At 53.8% G+C, this 18,852-nt stretch carries 12 protein-coding genes; 3 read left to right on the top strand and 9 right to left on the bottom strand.

Going from position 1 to position 18,852, the window contains the following annotated elements:
* Positions 1-198 precede the first annotated feature (198 nt).
* The 4 genes from RIC05_RS11375 to RIC05_RS11360 are packed head-to-tail and all read right to left on the bottom strand — an operon-like array spanning position 199 to position 5,369.
* Positions 199-750, bottom strand: coding sequence for a sarcosine oxidase subunit gamma (locus tag RIC05_RS11375; protein WP_350046379.1), 552 nt, complete (start codon positions 748-750; stop codon positions 199-201).
* Between the two features lie 43 nt (positions 751-793).
* A complete protein-coding gene (locus RIC05_RS11370; RefSeq protein ID WP_350046378.1) occupies positions 794-3,787 on the bottom strand; it encodes a sarcosine oxidase subunit alpha in 2,994 nt (997 codons plus the stop codon).
* The gene (locus RIC05_RS11365; protein ID WP_350046377.1) at positions 3,784-4,104 is read right to left on the bottom strand and encodes a sarcosine oxidase subunit delta; all 321 of its coding nucleotides are present in this window, start codon (positions 4,102-4,104) and stop codon (positions 3,784-3,786) included. Before RIC05_RS11365 ends, RIC05_RS11370 begins: the two co-directional genes overlap by 4 nt.
* An 11-nt stretch (positions 4,105-4,115) precedes the next feature.
* On the bottom strand, positions 4,116-5,369 hold the full coding sequence (locus RIC05_RS11360; protein WP_350046376.1) for a sarcosine oxidase subunit beta family protein: 1,254 nt from the start codon (positions 5,367-5,369) through the stop codon (positions 4,116-4,118).
* A gap of 121 nt (positions 5,370-5,490) precedes the next feature.
* On the opposite strand from RIC05_RS11360, the gene RIC05_RS11355 reads away from it, so the two are divergent.
* Positions 5,491-6,483 (top strand): GlxA family transcriptional regulator, encoded by a 993-nt coding sequence (locus RIC05_RS11355; RefSeq protein WP_350046375.1) that lies wholly within the window; start codon positions 5,491-5,493, stop codon positions 6,481-6,483.
* A gap of 85 nt (positions 6,484-6,568) precedes the next feature.
* Here the strand turns inward: RIC05_RS11355 and RIC05_RS11350 are convergent, their stop codons facing one another.
* On the bottom strand, positions 6,569-9,130 hold the full coding sequence (locus RIC05_RS11350) for a GcvT family protein (RefSeq protein ID WP_350046374.1): 2,562 nt from the start codon (positions 9,128-9,130) through the stop codon (positions 6,569-6,571).
* A 325-nt stretch (positions 9,131-9,455) separates the two neighbouring features.
* On the opposite strand from RIC05_RS11350, the gene RIC05_RS11345 reads away from it, so the two are divergent.
* A complete protein-coding gene (locus tag RIC05_RS11345) occupies positions 9,456-10,457 on the top strand; it encodes a GlxA family transcriptional regulator (RefSeq protein ID WP_350046373.1) in 1,002 nt (333 codons plus the stop codon).
* 57 nt (positions 10,458-10,514) lie between these two features.
* Here RIC05_RS11345 and RIC05_RS11340 read toward each other — a convergent pair whose 3' ends face one another.
* The 4 genes from RIC05_RS11340 to RIC05_RS11325 form a co-directional block, all read right to left on the bottom strand.
* Entirely contained in the window at positions 10,515-11,648 is a 1,134-nt protein-coding gene (locus RIC05_RS11340) for an FAD-binding oxidoreductase (protein WP_350046372.1), read from the bottom strand.
* On the bottom strand, positions 11,645-12,910 hold the full coding sequence (locus tag RIC05_RS11335; RefSeq protein ID WP_350046371.1) for an aromatic ring-hydroxylating oxygenase subunit alpha: 1,266 nt from the start codon (positions 12,908-12,910) through the stop codon (positions 11,645-11,647). Before RIC05_RS11335 ends, RIC05_RS11340 begins: the two co-directional genes overlap by 4 nt.
* 642 nt (positions 12,911-13,552) lie before the next feature.
* Positions 13,553-15,511, bottom strand: coding sequence for a 3-hydroxyacyl-CoA dehydrogenase NAD-binding domain-containing protein (locus RIC05_RS11330; protein WP_350046370.1), 1,959 nt, complete (start codon positions 15,509-15,511; stop codon positions 13,553-13,555).
* Between the two features lies 1 nt (position 15,512).
* Positions 15,513-16,349 (bottom strand): hormone-sensitive lipase, encoded by an 837-nt coding sequence (locus RIC05_RS11325; protein WP_350046369.1) that lies wholly within the window; start codon positions 16,347-16,349, stop codon positions 15,513-15,515.
* Between the two features lie 203 nt (positions 16,350-16,552).
* On the opposite strand from RIC05_RS11325, the gene RIC05_RS11320 reads away from it, so the two are divergent.
* Complete coding sequence (locus RIC05_RS11320) at positions 16,553-18,847, top strand: bifunctional salicylyl-CoA 5-hydroxylase/oxidoreductase (RefSeq protein WP_350046368.1); 2,295 nt, start codon at positions 16,553-16,555, stop codon at positions 18,845-18,847.
* The last annotated feature ends 5 nt before the right edge of the window (positions 18,848-18,852 follow it).

Below are 18,852 nucleotides of genomic sequence, written 5' to 3'. Positions count from 1 at the left end.
TCGCAAACAGGCCAAGCCTGTTTGCAAGGTTCTTTGCGTAGGCCAAAGGCCGGAGCTGGCGGAGCCCGAAGGGCGGAGACTAATCCTACCCCCGCAACCAAAACAACAAACCCCGCCAGTGGCGGGGTTTTGTCGTTTTAGGCTGAAGGTCGAGATGCCAACCTAATAGTTTGTAGCTTTCAGTACTCAAACAAGACGTCACTCTGCAGCAAGTTCGTTACAGCCTGTTTCGAGAAGCGAAATGACGTGTGGGGCGAATGACCGCCATAGATCAAGGCGGAATTCGTCTGCGCCATCACGCCAGAGCACGGCCGAGACACCATCAAACACCGTGCGGCGGGCTTCGCCGACCGGGAGCATATCAAGATCGCGTGGGCAGCCGATTGTCATGAGATCGGTGGCCTTTGCACCCGTGATCTGGATGGCAACTTCGCGGTCTGAAATTTCTGTCAGGCTGTGTGGTGCTTTTGCATAGATTTTTTCACAGGCAGCCGTGATTTTGGCAGCCTGATCTTCAGGGGCAAGAATATTCCATTCGTCCGGACCAAGGCAGAGGACTTCAAGAGATCCTTTGCGTGTGCATTGGCCGATCTTGGTCGGAAGGGCAGCGCCAAGTGCCTTGGACAGGGCTGCTTGCTCGCCCGTTCCGGCACGCAGTGAAAAGCGCGCGACGGGGGCGAGAAGTTCAACGCTGAGCGCGGAATTTTTCGCCAGTGTCCGGGCGATATTTAGATCGACATAGACAGTCATTGCAGTCGTCTCCGTTCATCGGACGGTATTCAAATTGATAAGGTTAGAGCTTTAGGCGCGCATTTTCGGGATCGTAAAAGACCGTGCCAGTGATCGTTGCCGTGATTGTGCGGTCCGGCATCGGGATATAGACCGTATCGCCGGTTTTCCCGTGACCGCCTTCAACCAAGGCAAGTGCGATTGGACGGCCCGCAGCATCGCTGTGATAGGAAGATGTCACATGACCAACCATTTTCATTGGAATGGACTGGTTCGGATCAAGAACGATCTGCGCACCTTCTTCAAGTTTTGATGTGCCATCCTCGGTCAGAAGTCCAACCAATTGTTTGCGGCCTTCTGCGATCAGATCAGGACGGTTAAGCGCACGCATCCCGACAAAATCAGGTTTGTTCTTGCCAATCGCCCAGCCTGCACCGGCATCATAGGGTGTTACCGTGCCGTCTGTGTCCTGACCGACAATGATAAAGCCTTTTTCTGCACGCAGAACATGCATGGTTTCTGTACCGTACGGGCAGATGTCATATTTCTGGCCTGCATTGATCAGTGTTTCCCAAAGTGCACGGCCATGACGGGCCGGGACATTGATCTCAAACCCAAGTTCGCCGGTAAAGCTGACGCGGAACAGACGGGCCGGGAAACCGGCGAATGTGCATTCGGCAATGGACATATGCGGGAATGCCGCATCGGAAATATCAAGCCCTTCGACAAAGGGTTCAATCAGATTACGTGCATTCGGACCATTCAGCGCAATGGTCGCCCACTGTTCGGTGGTCGAGGTCAGCCAGACTTTAAGGTCCGGCCATTCGGTCTGAAGGTAATCTTCCATCATGTTCAAAACCCGTGCCGCACCGCCAGTCGTGGTGGTGATATGGAAGCGATCATCGGTAAGGCGCCCGATCACACCATCATCGCGAATGAAACCGTCATCGCCGAGCAACAGACCATAGCGGGTCCGGCCCGGTGCCAGTTTGGTCCACGGGTTGGTGTACATGCGGTTCATGAATTCAACGGCATCGGGGCCAACGACCTCGATCTTGCCCAACGTTGATGCGTCAAATATGCCAAGCGATTTGCGCGTTTCACGGCATTCACGGCGCACGGCTGCGTCCATGTCTTCGCCGTCTTTCGGGAAGTACCAGGCCCGACGCCACAGGCTGACGGGTTCAAACACCGCACCGTTTTCTTCGGCCCAGCGATCAATCGGGGTTTTGCGGGTAACTTCGAAATGCTCCCCCTTATGATAGCCTGCAAAGGCACCAAAGGTGGTCGGGGTATAGGGCGGGCGGAAGGTTGTTAAACCGACTTCCGGCTGCTTTTTGCCAAGGGCATCGGCGGCAATGTTCAGGCCGTTGATGTTTGACATCTTGCCCTGATCGGTTGCCATGCCGTTGGTGGTATAGCGTTTGACATGTTCGATCGAGCGCATGCCTTCACGCACTGCAAGGCGTAAATCCTTGGCCGTCACGTCGTTCTGATAATCAACAAAGGCGCGTGCCTTGCCCGCATCAAGATCGGTTGGCAGTTCGGTGTGGCTTACGCCGGTACCGGGACGATCATTGGCAACGGTGACTGTTTGGGCCTTTGCCGATTTTCCAAGTGCCTTGGCGGCGGCGGCCCCCATGGCGGCACCATCGTTCAACGCGGCACCAATACCCCAAAGGCCGCGACCGGCACCGGCAATCTGGCAATCCTCGGTGATGCGATCGGGTAGGAAGGTTTGGGTGGCATCATCCCATTTAAGGGATCCCTTGGTGTGGGAAAACAGATGAAGCGTCGGCGTCCAGCCACCACAGATCAGAAGGCTGTCGCATGCGATGGTCTGAGCGGAAAGAACCTTGCCGTTTTCAACCTTGTTCACACGCACCGATTTGATCCGCAGGCGGCCGGATGTGCCCGTGGCGGTATATCCGGCAAGAACCGTGATCCTGTGTGAAGCGGCTTCTTTGATAAGCTCCGCGTTCGGTGCTGGGCGGGTATCGACGATGGCCGCGATTTCGGTTCCAGAAGAGGCAAGATCAAAGGCTGCATACCATGCACTGTCGTGACTGGTCATAATCACGGCCTTGTTGCCAACGCGGACACCATAGCGGTTCAGATAGGTTTGCGCCGACCCGGCCAGCATCACACCGGGACGATCATTGCCATCAAACACCAACGGTTTTTCAAGCGCACCCTGTGCAAGAATGACCTGCTTGGCCCGCACGCGCCACATGCGTTCACGCGGAGCACCTTCGACCGGGTTTTCCAAATGATCGGTCAGTTTCTGACACAGGCCGATCATGTTCTGGTGGTAATATCCAATCGCGGTCGTGCGTGTCATGATCCGCACGCCAAGATCGGTCAGGGCATCAAGTTCGGCCTGGAGCCAATCCCACGCCGGTTTGCCATCAATCGATGCCTGTGGTTCACTTAGAAGCGTGCCACCCGGTTCCGAATTTTCATCAACCAGTGTGACGCGCAATCCGGCTGTGGCGGCCGCGCGTGCGGATGCCAGACCAGCCGGACCGGCACCAACGATCAGAACATCGGTATGCAGATAGCGTGATGCATAGTTATCAGGGTCAGGTTCACTTGGTGAAACGCCAAGACCGGCGGCCGCACGAATGAAGGGCTCGTACACTTTGTCCCAGAAGGACCGCGGCCACATAAAGGTTTTGTAGTAGAACCCGGCAGAAAACAGCATATAGGCGCGGTCATTGATCGCCCCGATATCGAATTTCAGGCTGGGATATTTGTTCTGACTGTTGGTTTCAAGCCCGTTCCAGATTTCCTGGACGGTTGCGCGTGTATTCGGCTCGAACCGGCCTTTGCCACGGCGGGTGCCGATCAGCGCATTGGGTTCTTCTGAACCTGCGGCCATCGGACCACGCGGGCGATGATACTTAAATGAACGTCCCATCAACTGAACGCCATTGGCAATCAGGGCCGATGCAACAGTATCGCCTTCAAGACCCTGATAGGTCGTGCCATCAAAGCCGAATGAAACAGGCCGGTTGTGAAGGACACGGCCACGTCCCGGTACGCGGAAAGTGGTCATTTCGAAGGCTCCTTCATCGCGACTTCTTTGATCAGGACGGCAAGATCCGGTCGTGGCGCGTCGGACTTATAGGTTGTCAGGAAACGATCCGAAACCGTATCGCGCACAGCATTGAAGAACCGGCCACAGCCATGGGCGTGGCGCCAGCGTTCAAAATGCGGACCTTTGACATTGGTGCGGATGAACAGGAAATCGCGCCATTCGTCATCGGTTTTATCTGCCGGCGTTTCCGGGCGGGCGATATGGGCCTCACCGCCATAGGTGAATTCAAGTTCCGGCAGTGTTTCATCGCAATAAGGGCAATGGATGAGAAGCATGTTCGTTCTCCTCAGTGTGCGACAGCGGCAGCAGCCGCTTCGTCAATCAGGCGGCCAGTTCGGAAACGATCCAGCGTGAAGGGGGCGTTGATGTCGTGCGGGGTGCCTTTGGCAATCGTCCATGCAAGGGTATGGGCCGCACCCGGTGTGGCTTTAAAGCCACCCGTGCCCCAGCCGCAATTGACGTAAAGACCCAGGACCGGCGTTATGCCAAGGATCGGCGAGCGATCTGGCGTCACATCAACAATGCCGCCCCATTTGCGCAACATCCGCATGCGGTTAAAGATCGGGAAAATCTCGCAGATTGCTGCAACCGTATGCTCGATCAGCGGCAGGCCACCCCGCTGCGAATAGCTGGTATATTGGTCGGTCCCGGACCCGATCACAAGCTCGCCCTTATCAGACTGGCTGATATAGGCATGCACTGTGTTGGACATGACAACGCACGGGAAAATCGGTTTGATCGGCTCGGAGACCAGTGCCTGAAGCGGATAGCTTTCAAGCGGCATGCGCACCCCTGCAGAATCCATCACAACGCTGGTGTGGCCAGCGGCGGAGACTGCGACTTTTTTGGCACGGATAAAGCCCTTGGCGGTTTCAACACCTTCGACTGCGCCATCGGGACCCCGGCGGATCGCGGTGACCGGGCAGTTTTGAATGATATCAACACCGCGTTGGGACGCACTTCTGGCATAACCCCAGGCAACCGCATCATGGCGTGCGGTTCCCGCACGCATCTGAAGTGCTGCGCCAACGACGGGATAGCGCGCCTCTGGCGAAATGTTAAGCGGAGGGCAAAATTCCTTGGCTTCTTGCGCTGAAAGCCAGCGGTTATCAACCCCATTCAGGCGGTTGGAATGAATGTGGCGCTGGAACGATTGCACATCATGAACATTGTGCGCCAACATCAGAACCCCGCGGCGCGAGAACATGACGTTATAGTTCAGGTCCTGGCTAAGCCCTTCCCACAGATCAACCGCGTGGTCATAAAGCTTTGCGCTTTCATCATAAAGATAGTTTGACCGAATGATGGTGGTGTTTCGTCCGGTATTGCCGCCCCCAAGCCAGCCCTTGTCGATCACCGCAACATTGGTGATGCCATGTTCCTTGGCCAGATAATGCGCAGCACCAAGCCCGTGCCCACCGGCACCAACGATGACGACGTCATATTCCGCCTTGGGTTGACTGTCAGGCCATTGCGCCTGCCAGTTCTTTTGTCCTGTCAGCGCATTCTTTAGCAGCGACAAGGCAGAAAAATGCGTCATGGTGAGTGGGCTCCACTGGGTGTCATCAAACTTATCAATTAGAAGCTATTTTTCGAAATCGTGATTGGATATTTGCGTCACATTCGTTGTAGGTATTTGTCATCTGTTGCGAGGAAAACTGATGACGCGCTCCAAAACGCCAAAACTCCGGGTCGGCTTTATCCTGGCACCCCATTTCACCATTTCGGCCTTTGCCAGTTTTCTCGATGTCTTGCGTTTGGCCGCCGATGATGGTGATCAGTCGCGCCAGATCAATTGCGAATGGCATATCCTATCGCATAATGGCCAACCGGTGCGATCAAGTTCTGCGGTTGAAGTGCGACCAGATGCCCCTTTGGCCCGTCCGCAGGATTATGACTACATTGTTGTTGTCGGTGGACTTCTCAAGGAACGGGTTAAAATCGGGGCGGAGTATATCCGTTTTCTTCGCGATGCTGCAGATCGCGGTGTGCCGCTTGTCGGGCTGTGCACGGCTGTTTTCCTGCTGCATGAGGCAGGGCTTCTTGATGGTTATAAATGCTGTGTCAGCTGGTTCCATCATGACGATTTTCTGGAAACGTTCGAAGGCATGGTGCCGATTTCCGATCAGATCTTTGTGGTTGATCGGGATCGGCTGACCTGTTCGGGCGGGACCAGTTCGGCACATCTGGCGGCATTTCTGGTCGAACGCCATGTCGGGCGCGCCGCAGCCCAAAAAAGCCTGCATATCATGATCATTGATGAAGTGCAGGTAGCCGAAAAACCGCAGCCCGGTTTGCCGCTTGAACTGTCCACCCGTGACCCGCTGGTCAGCCGGGCTTTGCGCCGTATTCAACAACGCCTTGATGCGCCCGAACCCGCTGAAAATCTTGCACAGGCACTTGGTGTCAGCAAACGCAAACTCGAACGCCATTTTCAAAAGGCGCTTAATCTTACGCCGTCAAATGCGGCCATGCGGATCCGTTTGGCGCAGGCAAAAATGATGATTGAACGGACTGATCGAACGATTGTCGATATCGCCAACTCAACCGGCTTTTGCGATGCGTCGCATTTCAGCCGGGTGTTTTCGAAACACGAAGGGCAGGCGCCTGCCGCCTTTCGGCAGACAATCAGGTTGGGACCATCTGATATTTGATCGTTGGTCCCGATGATCTCTGAGTGCAACGAAAAAGGCGCAGTCATTTTCACGACTGCGCCTTTCGACTGATTAGGCTTTAGCGCTAGCTGCGCGGCTTAAGGTTTTCCGGATCATAAAGCGGTTTGTAACCGATGCCGACAACCTCGACCGGATAGATTTCATCGAAGTAGGAAACCGTGAGCTTGCGGCCGTCCTGACAATAATCCCACGGCAGATAGGCAAGGGCGATGTTTTTGCCGATGCTTGGCCCAAAGGCGATAGAGGTCGTATAGGAACGACGACCAAGTTCATCGATCAGGGTTTTGCCCGTTTCGGGATCCATCACAGGCAGGTTGCCAACCGGATAACGTGCCACACCCTTGGCGTCGATATTATCGGTCATGACAAGAGTACACAGCATGGCGGGTTGATGGTCACGTTCCCGGTATTCGACATGCTTTGCCTTGCCGCAGAAATCAGCTTCCTTGACCTTCGGGCGGGCAAGGGCTGCTTCGAGCAAGTTATATTGCGTATGAAGGTCGGCATTTTGCAGGCGCAGAGATTTTTCCAAACGGCGCGAGTTGGCATAGGTTTCAACACCAACGGCCATAACGCCGATCCCCCGCAAGGCATCCCAGACGGCAAGGCCGTCTTCATAGCGCATGTGCAATTCCCATCCCTGTTCACCGACATAGGAAATGCGGAATGCCGTCACGCTTTTGCCCGCAATTTTGATTTCACGGATTGCCGCGAACGGGAAGGCCTCAATGCTTAGGGCTTCGGGGTCTTCAACGACTTTTTGCAGGTTTTCCCGCGCATTTGGTCCCCAGATGCCGATGGTCGTGAAGTCCTCGGTGACATCGGTAATCGTGACATCAAGGCCCTTATCCATTGCAACACGGCGCATATGGATAAGGTCACGTGGACCGGCATCGGCACCGTTCACCAGACGGCACCGGTCTTCCATGCGGAACATGGTAAAGTCCGCACGAACCATGCCGTCTTCGTCAAGCATATGGGTATAGATACCCTTGCCGATATTGGCGTCCCCACCGATCTTGGCAGCACAAAGCCATTCCATCAGTTCGACATGATCGGGGCCTTCGATGTTGGTCATATGGAAATGCGACAGGTTGATGATGCCGCAATCGTCACTCATCGCAAGCTGTTCGGCATTGGAAACACGCCAGAAATGGCGGGTATCCCATTCATTTTCACGAACCGGCACCCGGTCAGCATATTTTTCCAGAAGATGTTCGTTGGATGCATATCCGTGTGCACGTTCCCAGCCGCCCAATTCCATGAAATAGCCACCCAGTTCAACTTCGCGTTCATAGAACGGGGATCGACGAATACCACGTGCATTGGCGAAGGGCTCACGCGGGTGGACTGGCGGATTATAGATCTTTTTGGCGGTTTCGTAGCAACGGTCGTAGATGTATTTCTCGTTCAGCTGGAATTCATTGAAGCGCGAGAAATCAATTGCGTGATGATCAATATGGGTACGACCATGGGTCATCCAGTCGGCAATCAATTTGCCCATGCCCGGTCCGTCTTTGATCCAGATGCCAACCGCATACCAAAGGCCACGCAGTTTCTGGCTTTCACCCATCGATGGGCCGCCATCGGCAGATGATTGCAAAAGACCATTGAACGAATGGCTTTCGTTAAAGCCAAGTTCGGTCAGGATCGGGGTCAGTTCCATTGCCCGTTCAAGTGGCTCGATAACGTCTTCAAGTTCAAGATCGCGCTGGGACGGGGACAGACGTGCCTGATCTTTTTCAAGGATGTCGCGCGGATGGACAAGGCGCGGGTTATCTTCGTAATAATAACCCCATTCGATCTGGCCACCTTCGGTGCTTTTGGGATCACCGGTGTCACGCATATAGGCTGAATTGCCCTGATCGCGCAAAAGCGGATAGCCGATTTCAACACCGGTACCTTCGAACTGGTTATATGGCCCAAAGAAGGTCAATGGATGATCAACCGGCATGACAGGCAAATCTTCACCTGCCATTTCGGCAATCAGACGGCCCCAAAGGCCCGCACAAACAACCACATAATCGGCATGGATTGTCCCGCGGTCGGTTTTAACACCGGTAATGCGACCATTTTCCGTGATCAGATCAAGGGCGGATGTATTGGCGAAAATCTTCAACTTGCCAGTTGCTTCGGCCTGATCAATCAGTTTTCCGGCAACGGTTTGCGAGCGCGGCGTGACAAGGCCTGCATCCGGGTCCCACAAGGCACCTTGAATTTGATCTTCTTCAAGAAGGGGGAATTTTTCCTTGGCCTCGGCCGCACTGATGATTTTGACATTGGTGCCAAATGCCTTGCCGGAATCAACGCGGCGTTTGAGTTCTTCCATGCGTTCATCATCGCCGACACGGGCAACTTCAAGGCCGCCGATCCGCGCGTAATGACCCATCTTTTCATAGAAATCCATGGAATACATGGTGGTCCAGCACGACAAAAGATCGTGGCTGGTGGCATAGCAAAAATCAGATGCATGCGCGGTCGATCCGATATCGGTCGGGATGCCCGACTTATCGATGCCAACAATGTCATCCCAACCGTTTTCAATCAGGTGATGCGTGACCGAGGCCCCGACAATACCGCCAAGTCCGACGATGACGACTTTTGCTTTGTCGGGAAATGCGGCCATTTTTCATTCCTTTTGTTTGAAACAGTCTTGCGCGTAGCGCGCAAAGATCCCAGAATCGCAACTTTAATTGGTAACATGGTTACGGACCATCAAGACCGCCCGGGCGCAAATCTACTGCATGGACGGATTTTTGACGGCTGTGGCCAAATTCTTGTCACCATTGCAAAGCGATAAGGGTTCTCAGCGGTTTTGGCGATAAGCGTAGGCGTAATTATAATTGATAATCTGGCGGCTTTTCGTGCGAGACAATAGAATGATTGCGTCAAAGTGAGATTATCGCTACGACAATCATAAGAACATTGGCTGTATTGGAGGCTCGGTTCTCATGAATGCCGACACCCGTCTTGTCACAACGCCGCGTCTTAATGTCGGATTTATTCTGGCAAGACGCTTTACGTTATGCGCATTTGCCAATTTCGTCGATGTTCTAAGACTTGCCGCCGACGAAGGGGATCGCAGCCGACCGATCCTGTGCAACTGGACGGTTTTGTCCGACACAATGGACCCCATTCCATCAAGCAGTGCCATTTCGGTTCAGCCCAAAGAACGCCTCGGCAATCCGCGCCGGTTTCACTATATCGTTGTGGTCGGCGGGCTGATGGATGATGGGCCTAACCTAAGCCCGACTTATAAAAAATTCCTTCATGAAGCCGCCGAGGCCGGTGTTCCCTTGGTCGGGGTGTGCAGTGGCGCATTTTTGTTGCATGAGGCCGGGCTTCTTGATGGCTATAAATGCTGTGTAAGCTGGTTCCACAGCCCGGAAGTCATCGAACAATTCGAAGGGCTTAATACGGTTTCAGATCAAATTTTTGTTGTTGATCGCGATCGCCTGACCTGTTCTGGCGGGGTAAGTGCCGCACATCTTGCAGCCCATCTGGTCGATAAGCATGTTGGTCGTGCACAGGCAAATAAAAGCCTGCATATCATGATCATTGATGATGCCCTTCAGGCGGAAAAACCGCAGCCGGGCATTCCCCTTGATCTTAAAACCCAAGACCCGATTGTGCAGCGTGCCTTACTGATCATGCAGCAAAATATCGATATGCCGATTTCAGTGCAGGAAATTGCGCGCCGGATGGGCAATAGCAAACGTCAGATCGAACGTCATTTCCGGCTTGGTCTTGATACATCGCCGCAGGCCGCATTCCTGACCATCCGCCTTGATCTTGCCCATCACCTGATCGCGACGGGGCAGAAATCAATTGCCCAGATTGCGGTTGATTGCGGGTTCTGCGATTCATCGCATCTCAGCCGGATGTTCCGCCGGCGTTATGGATGCACACCGCAAGCCCTGCGCAATCCGGCAGAGATCGCACAGGAAGCATAACGCTGCGACAAGGTTTTTGCAGATTTCGCTTTGGGCTTTGATACGGTTAGAGGGCCGTCAAATTTCGACTTCGATATCGGACAAAGGTGTCGAACAGCAGATCAGGATTTTGCCCTGATCAATCTCGCGCTGTCGGATACCGCCATTATGGTGCATGTCGATATCGCCCGAAATCAGTTTTGATTTACAGGTGCCGCAAATTCCCCGCTGACAGGATGACATCGGGCGCAAGCCTGCTTCGCGGGCAGCTGACAGGATCGTCATGCCCGGACTGCATTCCACCACATGACCGGTTTTGCTGAAACTGACACGGAAAGTCTGCTCGCTGATTTCGGGCGCGACAGATGCGTGTTCTTCAAGCGTTCCGGCGGTTTCAGCCCCGAAGTCGAAACTTTCCTCGTAATATTTTTCCATGTCAAAGCCAGCTTCACCGAGCATGTTGCGAACACCCTCCATGAAGCGGCCCGGTCCACAGCAGAATATTTTGCGATCCTTGAAATCCGGCGACATCAACGACAGCATCGAAAGGCTGAGCCGTCCGGTATAGCCGGTCCATCGGTGGTGTGCGGCTGCCGTGTCGCAGGTAAATGACAGCTTCAAGCCCGAATTTTGCGACGCCAACAGCAACAGCTCGTCATGGAAAATCATATCTGACGGCGTTCTGGCCGCATGGATGAAATGAAGATCGTTTGGTTCTGATAAATCACACGCTGTTCGCGTCATCGACATCATTGGCGTGATGCCGCTGCCTGCCGAGATGAACAGAAATTTCTCGTCCGCCGTGGCATCGGTTGTGAATTCACCACCGGGGCCGGAAACATTCACTTCCTTGCCCGGGATCATGTTGTCATGAAGCCAGTTCGATGCCGGGCCACCCGGTACGCGCTTGACCGTGATTTCAAGGCGATAGGGACGGGCAGCAGACGCCGAGATGGTATAACAGCGCGTCACCATGCCTTCGATCGGAAGTTCAAAGGTCATGAACTGTCCGGGATAATACCGAAAGTCGCGGGGTTCGCGGCCCGAAAAGACAAAGGTCTTTACATCATGGGTTTCCTGACGGACCTGTCGGCACACCAGCACGTCGTCATATTCCGGGTCCCAAAGCGGAACACGTGTTGCTTCGGTCAGCATTTCTTCTTGTGTCGTGACACTGGGTGGCGTCGCGTCAGGGCCGTTTTGCTGTGTCATTCTGCAGCCAATTCAGACGTGTTAGAGGCGAAGTGATCATTAAGCCGTTTGATATACCAGTCGCAGAATGCTTCGACATGCGGTTCGGTATATTCGGAATAGGGGCCCGGTTCATAAGCAGGGGTCAGCGTGCCAAGCTGGGCAAGGCGGACCAGATCGGCGTCCTGCTGATTGGTCATCTTCCAGACCTGAAGCAGGTTATCGAGCGAATAATGTTCCCCTTCATGCGCATCCTTATGCACAAGCCAGGTGGTACGCACCAACGTCTTGTCCGGGCTAAGCGGGATCACCGAAAACGTGACGATATGGTCGCTCATGAAATGGTGCCAGGAATTCGGGTGCGTCCAGAAACTAAGCCCGCCCAATCGCGCATCGGTGAACTTGCCAAGCAGCTTTTTCGAGGCGACCTTGGTATCAAGCGTATGGGATTCCCCTTCTCGCATCAGCGGAAGGCGCATGGTGCGGAAACCGGTGACATTTGCCAGATGATCAGACTCGGCAGAAGGCAGGCCGCAGGATTCCCAATGCTTGTGGTCGTTTTCAAGCATGCTCAGATAGCTCTTGATGTCTTCTGAACGGCGTTCGTCGGTTTCATCAGGGGAGAACCCGAACCCGAATTCGGACAACGGAACGGTCAGCTGCGGGTGGTTGCCTTCGCAGTGATAACACTCGCGATTGTTTTCCATCGTAAGCTTCCAGTTGCCGTCTTCGATCAGATCAGACGTATGGGCGACCTTGCAATTGGCGACATCATGCGGGGCGATATAGGGTTCCATGACCCGCGCCATCTCTTCGATGTCATCGGGCGCATTTTCCGCCAGACAGATAAAGACCAGACCGGCAATGGACCGCACATGAATTGATTTAAGCCCATGACAGCTTTTATCAAATCCCGCACCCATATGGTCGGCAAGGATCAGCTCGCCATCTTCGTTATAGGTCCAGCCATGATAGCGACAGACAATGTTGCCAATCGTCGTTGCGCGTTCATCAATCAGGCGCGCGCCGCGGTGGCGGCAGACATTGTGAAAGCCGCGAATTTGCATATCGTCGCCGCGCAGCAAAAGAAGCGAGGCCTGCCCAACCTCGACCGTAACGCAATCGCCCGGTTCCGGAAGCTCTGGCTCGGTCGCAACGAAAATCCAATGCTGACCAAAAATCACCTCAATGTCGAGATCAAGGATATCTTGCGCATTGTAAAATGGCGCTTCGAGGCTTTTGCCTTTTTCGCGACGGTGCAGGAGTTGTTTAATGTCAGGCATGGTCAAATACCTCGGCTTCTATGTGGCGCCTGGAAAGGATCCTGTGAAGAGCACAACTTCCGCAGCAGATCCTTAGCGTCTTATGGAACAAGTATACATTCTTGTCGTTCAACCTTCCTAATTTTTGATCAGAAAGGGTTTGGACGCGTTACAGCCAAGTTGGCCGAGGTATTGGACAGACAGGATACAATGACGTAGACCTGAAAGCAGGTCGTGATTGATCTTTCGCCGCGCGATCATCGATCAGGGGGCGATATGTGTTTCGACCGGATGCAAAACACATATGTTCAGTCACGTGCCAAGCACAGTCGGCGTCATGGGCTGTCTCTCTCACCCAAAATCTCCCTAATCGTCGTCGGCAGGTAGCCTGCTCTTTGATCGCCAAACGCGAAGATTTGACAATCCGAAAATCTATTTCGGAATGATCTTTAGGTGGCAGAAATGTTAAGTCAAATATGCAGTAGGTTTGCGACGCTGTGCTGTATTGTGCGACCAAAAGTCACAATAGCCATGACTTTGACGTCAGTTCAGAGTGTGCAATAGGCACTTCAAGCCCGTGGATGACCAGATCGCATGCTCAGCCAGAAGGGGCAGAAAGCAATTGGACTCGTAAAGTCTTTGCCTCCTGCCAGGGCCCTGTTGTTACTTGGATCGGGCCAAAAACATTGGCCCGCCTTTATGCCGCGGGAAGCCATATCCATTGATCATGACAACATCTATGGCATCGGGGCTGTTGGCGATGCCTTCGGCCAATATCTTGTCGCCCTCGTTTTGCATGGCGGACAGGATGGTTGCGATGATTTCGTCATGGGTGAAATTGCGGCGCGTGATGCCCTTTTTTGCGGACTCGGCAATAACCAATGCATCAACATCTTCGTCTGGTTGGGCTTTGCCGTTTTCGTCGTAACGATACCAGCCAAGGCCGTTCTTTTTGCCGAACCGTTCCATTTCGCACAGATAATCGCCAAGGGCGACATAGCGTTCAGACGGATCACGGAAGGGAGCAAGGCGTTTGCGGGTAGCCCATGAAATTTCAAGGCCGGCCATATCCTGCATGGCAAAAAGCCCCATGGGGAAACCGAATGCCACCATGGCATCGTCAATCTGATGGGGAAGGGCGCCATCTTCGAGCATGTATTCGCAATGCTTGCGATAGGCGGACATGATCCGGTTGCCGATAAAGCCGTCACACACACCGCACGGCACGGCAATCTTGCCAAGCTTACGCGCAAAGGCAAAGGCGGTCGCAAGGCTTTGGGCATCGGCCTTTTCTGTGCGTACGATTTCAAGAAGCTTCATAATATGGGCGGGCGAGAAGAAATGAAGCCCGATGACCCGCGCGGGGTTAACGCATTTTGCCGCAATCTCGTTGATATCAAGATACGAGGTGTTCGATGCCAGAACCGCTGTGGGTTTGCAATAAAGAGAGAGTTTGCCAAACACATCATGTTTGACAGACATGTCTTCAAAGACGGCTTCAACCACAAGATCGGTATTGCCAAGATCGGCATAATCCATGCTGGTTGAAAGCGATGCCATCACGCCATCAAACCGTTCCTGTGTGATCAGGCCGCGCTTAAGACTCCCAGTAAGGTGCTTTTCAACAGTTGCGTGTCCATTGGCACAGGCATCTTCGTTGCGTTCAATGATCTTTACTTTGAACCCGGCCAAAAGCGAGGCGGTTGCAATGCCCGCCCCCATGATACCGCCGCCAATGACACCAATTTCTGAAAGAGTGTTGGGTTTAACCCCGTCAAGGTCAGGAAGTTTGCCGACGGATCGTTCGGCAAAGAATATATGACGCAGGGCTTTGGACTGATCACTGTCGCGCAGCTCAACAAACTTTTCGCGCTCATGCAGAAGGCCAGCCACTGCACCCTGTTCGATCCCGGTGCGAATGGCGGTTGTGGCGATCTGCGGGGCAATCTGACCGCGGGCCTTCTTTGTGACGGCGGCAAAAGTTTCTTGCCATTGATCATCGCTAAGGGTGTCAACAGGGGCGCGGTTCACAAGGGGAGTCGGGCAAGGGTGATCGATAATGGTTTTGGCAAAATCCTTGGCAGCATCGATCAATTCACCATGGGCAATGGCATCGATCAGACCCATGTCATTTGCCGTGGATGCTGAAACCGGTTTACCACCTGTGATCAGGGAGATGGCATTTTCGGTCGAGATCAGGCGCGGTAAACGCACTGTGCCGCCCGCGCCGGGGATAAGGCCAAGACTGACCTCCGGCAGGCCAAGCTTGGCGGATGTTTCGGCAATCCGGTAATGACAGCCCAGGGCAACCTCAAGCCCGCCGCCCAGCGCATGGCCGTGGATCGCGGCAATGACCGGTTTTGTCGATGCTTCCAGACGTTTGATCACATCGGGCAGGATCGGGTTCTTGGGCGGTTGGCCAAATTCGCTCACATCCGCACCGGCGATAAAGGTTTTGCCGTCACATATCAGGATAGCAGCTTTGATCGCTATATCAGCATCGATCTTATCAAGGGCATCGACCAACCCGGCACGGACCGAATGGCTGGTGGCATTGATGGGTGGATTGTTAATCGTGATGACTGCAACATCATCGGCAAGGGTTAGTGTGACGGTCGCCATATCAAATGTCCTCCGGATTGATCGGGGTGAGAAGACAGGCGGTTAAATCAGAGTCCGGATCGGCCAGATCGGCGAAGACATCAAAATGATGTTTTTCCGGGGCGTGAACTGCGCGGGTGGCGGCACCAAGCCCGGTCCAGATATTGGCAAGAAGATCATTTTGACGGACGAATTCGGGGCGCTCATCCGCACCGACCCAGCACGTGATCGAACATGGAAGAGTGGGGCGCAGAAGGGCTGCACTTTCAACAACGGCTTCGTCGGCATCAAGCCCCAGAACATCATTCATCGATGTTTGCAAAAGCGGGCGCAGATCATGAAGGCCGCTGATGGACACCGTATTTTCCACACGCGCAAGGATTGCTGGTGACAGTGGGGACGTTTCACTGACCATGCGGCTGACAAGATGTCCACCTGCGGAATGTCCAGCCAGATGAATGGGGCCTGAAATCCGTTTTGCGGCGTGGGTGATGGCGGTTGCGACCTGACGGGTGATTTGCGACAGACGCGCATTGGGGGCCAAGACATAACTTGGCATGCAAACTGCCCATCCCTTGGCAACCGCACCATGGGCAAGATGCGACCAGCTTGATTTATCAAACGCCTTCCAATAGCCGCCATGGACAAACACAACAAGGCCCTTGGGCGTGCGGTCAGGCAGGAACAGATCATATTTTTCACGGGGTCCATCGCCATAGGCAATGTCAAGCTCGGCCCGGTTGGCGGTCAAAAGGGTTTCGCGAAACTGACCGGATTGCTTGGCCCACATGCCCGGATATGATCCGGCATCTGTGATGTAGTCGCCGTTGGCATAAGCATCGTCCCAGTCGGTAATCATATGATGGTCTTTCCTGACGTCGATTTGGTTGTGTGCCCGATGCCGCGTGCGAGCGATGAGCGCAGAATGTTTATAAGCCAAATTCTAGGCAAATTCGCAGATATTTCAAACTCAAAATATTTATGCTTGAAATAAAACAATTCGAGGCGTACCGTTTTATCAGTTTCCCGAAACAACCAAACAAATCAGGAAGGGAAAAGCTGGTGAGAGTAGCTTGTCTGGGTGGCGGTCCTGCGGGGCTGTATTTTGCAATATCAATGAAATTGCGTGATCCCGCGAATGACATCGTGGTGTTTGAACGCAACAAGCCTGACGACACCTTTGGCTGGGGCGTTGTGCTGTCTGACGAGACTCTTACGAACCTTGCTGAAAACGACGCCAAAAGTGCCGAGGCGATTCGGGCGCATTTTTCCTATTGGGATGATGTTGCGGTTGAGTATCGCGGTGAGAAAACCATTTCGACCGGTCATGGTTTCTGTGGCATTGGCCGCAAAAAGCTTTTGCTCCTGTTGCAGGCGCGTGCGCGGGAACTGGGTGTTGAGCTGCGCTTTGAAACAGAAGCACAAAGTGCATCGGTTTACGCCAAGGAATATGATCTTGTCGTTGCCTGTGATGGTCTGAATTCCAAAACCCGCACCGAATTTTCCGAGCAGTTCAAACCCGATATCGATAACCGCAAATGCAAGTTTGTCTGGTTGGGAACCCATCAGAAATTTGATGATGCCTTTACCTTTATCTTTGAAGAAACCGACAAAGGTTGGGTTTGGGCACATGCCTATCAGTTTGATGATGAAACAGCGACCTTCATTGTCGAATGTTCGCAAAGTACCTGGGATGCCTTTGGCTTTGGCGAGATGAGCAAAGAAGACTCCATCGCAACCTGTGAGGAAATCTTCAAAGATCATCTGGGCGGCCATAACCTGATCAGCAACGCGCACCATGTCCGTGGTTCAGCCTGGATCAGCTTCCCGCGTGTGCTGTGTGAAAGCTGGTCGCATGACAATATCGTGCTGATGGGCGATGCTGCGGCGACTGCCCACTTCTCGATCGGGTCGGGCACCAAATTGGCGCTTGAAAGTGCGATTGCGCTGGCAAATTACCTGCATTCCGAACCGGATTTGAAATCTGCCTTTGGCAAGTACGAAGACGAACGCCGTCTTGAAGTGCTGCGCCTGCAATCGGCTGCGCGCAATTCGATGGAATGGTTCGAAGAAATCGAACGGTATTTTGATTTCGATCCCGTCCAGTTCACCTATTCCCTGCTGACCAGATCCCAACGTATCAGCCATGAAAATCTGCGTGTCCGCGATGCCAAATGGCTTGGGCAAGCAGAAGGCTGGTTCCAGCGCAAGGCAGGTGTTCCTGCAAATGAACCGGTGCGTCATCCAATGTTCGTGCCGTTCAAATTGCGCGATATGGATTTGACAAACCGCATCGTTGTATCGCCAATGGCCCAGTACAAGGCGGTTGATGGCTGCCCGACCGATTGGCATCTGGTGCATTATGCCGAACGGGCCAAGGGTGGTGCCGGGCTGGTTTATACCGAGATGACCTGTGTGTCGGCCGATGGTCGCATCACGCCGGGCTGTCCGGGGCTGTATGACGGATCGCACGAACAGGCATGGAAACGCATTGTCGATTTCGTTCATAGCGAAACCGATGCCAAACTGTGCATGCAGATCGGTCATTCCGGGCGTAAGGGGTCGACCCAGCTTGGTTGGGAAGAAATGGATGCGCCGCTTGTTGATGATAACTGGCCGCTTTTGTCGGCATCTGCCATTGCATGGTCGGATCGGAATGCGACACCAAAGGCAATGACACGCGACGATATGGACATGGTCCGGGATCAGTTTGTGTCTGGTGCGCAGATGGCCGATCGTGCCGGGTTTGACATGATCGAAGTTCATGCCGCCCATGGTTATCTTCTGTCATCCTTCATCAGCCCGGTCAGCAATATCCGTTCTGATGAATATGGCGGGTCACTTGAAAACCGCATGCGTTATCCGCTTGAAGTTATCAAAGCGGTGCGTGCCGCATGGCCTGCGCATAAGCCGTTATCTGTCCGTATTTCGGCCAATGACTGGGTCGGGGATGCTGGTGTTACGCCCGAAGAAGCGGTTGAAATCGCCCGTATTCTGAAGGCCAATAACGTTGACATCTGTGATGTCTCGGCCGGTCAAACGACCAAGGAAGCCCGGCCGGTTTATGGTCGGATGTTCCAAACGCCTTTCTCTGATCGTATTCGTAACGAAGCCAAGATTGCGACCATGGCGGTCGGTAATATTTACGAACCTGATCACGTCAACTCGATCCTGATGGCCGGGCGTGCCGATCTTGTCTGTCTGGCCCGTCCGCATTTGGCCAATCCGTATTGGACTTTGCATCAGGCAGCGACCCTTGGCAGCCAGACACAAAACTGGCCAGCACCCTATTATCCGGGCCGGGATCAGATGCACCGTTTGGCCGAGCGGGCTGAAACCATGACCGGAAAGGTATAAGCACC

Origin of the sequence: Thalassospira sp. (genome assembly GCF_040218635.1) — a bacterium.
In the GTDB taxonomy this organism is placed as follows: domain Bacteria; phylum Pseudomonadota; class Alphaproteobacteria; order Rhodospirillales; family Thalassospiraceae; genus Thalassospira.
Note: the sequence above shows the minus strand (reverse complement) of the source record. Positions and strands in the feature narration are given on the sequence as shown.

What these genes read in the sequence shown, in the direction of transcription:
- RIC05_RS11375 (WP_350046379.1), bottom strand. Translation starts at nt 750, where the DNA reads ATGACTGTCTATGTCGATCTAAATATCGCCCGGACACTGGCGAAAAAT.
- RIC05_RS11370 (WP_350046378.1), bottom strand. Translation starts at nt 3,787, where the DNA reads ATGACCACTTTCCGCGTACCGGGACGTGGCCGTGTCCTTCACAACCGG.
- RIC05_RS11365 (WP_350046377.1), bottom strand. Translation starts at nt 4,104, where the DNA reads ATGCTTCTCATCCATTGCCCTTATTGCGATGAAACACTGCCGGAACTT.
- RIC05_RS11360 (WP_350046376.1), bottom strand. Translation starts at nt 5,369, where the DNA reads ATGACGCATTTTTCTGCCTTGTCGCTGCTAAAGAATGCGCTGACAGGA.
- RIC05_RS11355 (WP_350046375.1), top strand. Translation starts at nt 5,491, where the DNA reads ATGACGCGCTCCAAAACGCCAAAACTCCGGGTCGGCTTTATCCTGGCA.
- RIC05_RS11350 (WP_350046374.1), bottom strand. Translation starts at nt 9,130, where the DNA reads ATGGCCGCATTTCCCGACAAAGCAAAAGTCGTCATCGTCGGACTTGGC.
- RIC05_RS11345 (WP_350046373.1), top strand. Translation starts at nt 9,456, where the DNA reads ATGAATGCCGACACCCGTCTTGTCACAACGCCGCGTCTTAATGTCGGA.
- RIC05_RS11340 (WP_350046372.1), bottom strand. Translation starts at nt 11,648, where the DNA reads ATGACACAGCAAAACGGCCCTGACGCGACGCCACCCAGTGTCACGACA.
- RIC05_RS11335 (WP_350046371.1), bottom strand. Translation starts at nt 12,910, where the DNA reads ATGCCTGACATTAAACAACTCCTGCACCGTCGCGAAAAAGGCAAAAGC.
- RIC05_RS11330 (WP_350046370.1), bottom strand. Translation starts at nt 15,511, where the DNA reads ATGGCGACCGTCACACTAACCCTTGCCGATGATGTTGCAGTCATCACG.
- RIC05_RS11325 (WP_350046369.1), bottom strand. Translation starts at nt 16,349, where the DNA reads ATGATTACCGACTGGGACGATGCTTATGCCAACGGCGACTACATCACA.